We start from the raw sequence: 4,047 nt of genomic DNA, 5'->3' as shown, positions 1-4,047 counted from the left end.
GAATTCGCCACGACACCGCGTCCACCGCCAGATGGTGAATGATCAACACCAGCTGGCCGGTGTCGGGCACCCACAGCGCGCTGAGCAACGCCCCCGCGGCAGGGTTCAACCGCGACCGCGCCGCCACCAGCGCGTCATCGGACAACACATCGATTGCCTGCAGGCAATCCCGGGCGTCCACCGACCCCACCTCGGGCACCGTCGGCGACCAGCCGCCTGCACCGTCGTCCTCGACGCGCAGCCGCAGCGTCGCATGCCGATCCAGCAGCGATTGCAACACCACCACCACGTCGGCATCGGTGACTCCCGCGGGGGCCTGCACCTCCACCGCCTGGTTGAACTGGTCGATCGGTCCGTCGACGTCGTGCAGCCAGCGCATGATCGGGGTGGCCACCACCGGCCCGATGCCCTGATCGACCTCGGCGGTCTCACCGCCGGTGAAGACGGCTACCTGGGCCAGTCGGGCCACGGTCTGCTCGACGAAGACGTCGCGCGGCCGGCACAGCAGACCGGCTGCACGGGCCCGCGCCACCACCTGCATCGACAGGATGCTGTCCCCGCCCAGGTCGAAGAACGAGTCGTCCACTCCGACCCGCTCGACGCCGAGAACCTGGGCGTAGATGCCGGCGAGGATCTCCTCGACCACGTCTACTGGGGCGCGGTACTGATCGGCGTCCTGGTATTCCGGTGGCGGCAGAGCGCGGGTGTCGAGCTTGCCGTTGACCGTCAACGGCAGCGCGTCCAACACCACCACCGCGGACGGGACCATGTAGGTCGGTAGGCGCTCGGCGAGCTTCGTGCGCGCCGTGACCGGGTCGACCACACCCGTGACGTAACCCACCAGCCGCTTGTCGCCGGGACGATCCTCGCGGGCGATCACGACCGCCTGATCCACGCCGTCCAAACCGGCCAGCGCTGCGTGAACCTCACCCAGCTCGATGCGATAGCCGCGGATCTTGACCTGCTTGTCAGCACGCCCCACGTACCGCAGCTGCCCGTCAGCACCCCACCGCACCAGATCCCCGGTGCGATACATCCGCGCACCGGGCTCCCCGAAGGGGCACGCCACGAATCGCGTCGACGTCAAATCCGACCGGCCCAGGTATCCACACGCCAGCCCGGCACCGGCCACGTACAGCTCGCCGACGACACCGACAGCCACCTGCCGCATCCACCCATCCAGTACGAAGAAGGCGAGGTGCTCCAATGGGACGCCGATGGGGCTCGCATTGCCGTCGACATCCGCTTCGCCGATCTCCCGGAACGACGCGTGCACGGTCGTCTCGGTGATGCCGTACATGTTGATCATGCGCGGCAGTCCCGGGTGGCTGTGCAGCCAAGTCGCAAGACGTTGCGGTTCAAGCGCTTCGCCGCCAAACACCACAGTCTGAAGCTTCAGCTGCCGACCCAGCTCGGGCTGTAGCGCGTCGGCAGTCTGCAGGGCGTAGAACGCCGACGGGGTCTGGCTCAGGACGCTGACCTGTTCGGTGACCATCAGCGCATGGAGATCTTCCGGCGAGCGAACCACCGAATCGGGCACGACCAGCAGCCGTCCGCCATACAGAAGCGCACCCCAGATCTCCCACACCGAGTAGTCGAAGGCCAAGGAATGACACTGCGTCCAGACCTGCCCCAGCGCCAGTTCGGCATCAAGTGACTCCAGCAGCCGGGTGACGTTGCGCTGGGTGACCGCCACCCCCTTGGGAGCGCCGGTGGTGCCCGAGGTGTAGATGATGTACGCGATGTCATCCGGAGCCGGCACCGGCAATGCGGTGCTCGGTTGGGAGTCGACGGCAGGGTCGTCGACGTCGATGACGAGCAGGTCAGACCCGTCCAGCCGCGAGCGCAGGTCCGCCGTGGTGATCGCCGCGATCGGCGTGGCATCGTTGAGCACGAACTCGACCCGCGCATCGGGATGCGCGGGGTCGATCGGCAGATACGCAGCACCGGTCTTGATCACCGCGAGGATCGCCGCGATCGCCTCAGCGGTGCGTGGAAGCAGCAGCGCCACCCGCTCACCCGGGCCCGCGCCATGACTGGACAAGAGGTTCGCCAACCGGTTGGAGGCCTCGTCGAGCTCACGGTAGGTCCACGACCGCTCACTACAGCTGATCGCCACCGCCTCAGGGGCGCGGGCCACCTGCGCGGCGAACAACTCCGGAATCGACGTCGGGGTGGTCGCCGACCGGGTCAAGACCGTCCGGTTGCCCCATTCATCAAGGCGGTCGTGCTCGACGGAATTGAGCAGATCGATGGACGACAACCGCCGGGTGGGATCGGTGGGCATCACAGCCAACACCTGCTGCAACCGATCGACCAGTGTCTCGACATCGGCGGCGTCGAAGACGTCGGTGTCGTATTCGACGCGCAGGCCCAGCTCTTTACCCGGCATGGCCACCACCGACAGCGGGTAGTGGTTGTACTCGCGGCTGGTGAACTCGGTGATCGCCAGGTCCTGCGCACCCAACAGTGCGCCGGAGTCGATCGGATAGTTCTCGTAGACGAAGAGGGTGTCGAACAGTCGTTCGTGGCCGGTGACGCGATGAATTTCGCCGAGCGCCAGGTGCTCGTGCTCGACGGTGTCGTTGTGGGCGCCCTGCAGATGGTTCAACAGCTCGGCGACGGTGGTCGCCGCGGTGATGTTCGCCCGGACCGGCACCGTGTTGATCAACAGGCCCACCATTGACTCCGCGCCGACCATGTCGGTCGGCCGGCCAGAAACCGCGGTGCCGAAGGCCACGTCATGCTGGCCCGTCAACCAGGTCAGCGTCTGCGCCCACGCAGCCTGCAACACCGTGTTGACGGTGGTGTGGTGCGAACGCGCCAGCTCGGTGAGAGCCTGCGTGGTGTGCTCGGGCACGGAAAAGGACTCGATGCTTCGCCGCCCTGCCTGAGCGGGAGCACCGACGAGGGTCGGGGTGTCGAAACCGTCGAACACCTCGCGCCACGCCGCTTGGGCGGCGCCGCGATCCTGACTGGCGAGCCAGCTGACGAAGTTGCGATACGGCGCGGCCGCGGGCAGACGGTGTCCGTAATAGCTGGCGAAGATCTCCTGCAGGAGGATCGGGAGAGACCAGCCGTCGATCACGATGTGGTGAATGGTCATCACGAACCGGTGCCGGTTGCCGGCGGTACGGACCAACGCGGCGCGGAAGGTCGGCCGGGCGGCCAGATCGCAGACCGCCGTGCGCTCGGCGGCGCAGAGCTGCTCGATCTGCTCGTCGACGTCGAGTTCGAGGTATTGCCAGGCTATTTCGGGTTCGGCGGGGATGATCTGCACCGGCTCGCCGAACTGTTCGTCGAACCTTGCCGCCAAATTGGGATGGCGGGCGACCACGGTGTGCACCGCATCACGCAGCCGGTGAGGATCTAAGGCACCGGTCACGGTGGTCCCGAGCTGCACCGCATACACATCGTCGCCGGGGCCCTCGACGAAGCTGGCTTGGAACAGGAGCCCCTGTTGCAGGGGGGTCAGCGGCAGGACGTCGGCGATGTCGTACTGCTGCTGCAGCTCGTCGACCTGCTGCTGGCTGAGCCGGGCCGGCGAAAGGTCCGAAGGGGTCAGCCCGCCTCCGCCGTGTTGCACATGGGCGCAGATACCGGCCAAGGCGTCGAACCACAGCTGGCTCAGCCGCTGCACCTGGGTTTGATCGACCGTCGAGGGCGCCCACGCCCAGGCGGCCTGCAGTTGAGGGCCGGCATCGGTGTCCATGGTGCCTGCGTTGAGTTCCACGGTGTGCGCCAACGGCGTGCCCACCGCCGACGCCACGTCCGTCAGCGACAAACCGTCCTGGCTGATCCGCCACAGCTCATCGGACAGGTCGCCCGCGCCCGCACCGAGACGGCCGAGGTAGTTGAATCCGATCGTCGGATCCGACCCGCCCAAGTCCACGTCGGGATTCAGATAGCGCAGCAGACCATAGGTCAGTCCGTCGGGCACTCCGCGAAGCTGTTCCTTGACGTCCTTGATCACTGGGCCAAGGGCGGCCTCGCCAGCCACCACCTGTGCCCAGGACAGGTCGCCAACGGCCAGCGCCACGGGGTACT

Annotated in this window: 1 protein-coding gene; it reads right to left on the bottom strand. The window is 67.1% G+C overall.

The features are described from left to right. A partial coding sequence (locus tag QOI01_RS29670; protein ID WP_526386737.1) for an amino acid adenylation domain-containing protein occupies positions 1-4,047 on the bottom strand: 4,047 nt, incomplete at both ends.

The sequence above is a fragment of the Mycobacterium sp. genome, assembly GCF_032162605.1.
GTDB lineage: Bacteria > Actinomycetota > Actinomycetes > Mycobacteriales > Mycobacteriaceae > Mycobacterium.
This window is presented reverse-complemented; position numbering and strand designations above follow the sequence as displayed.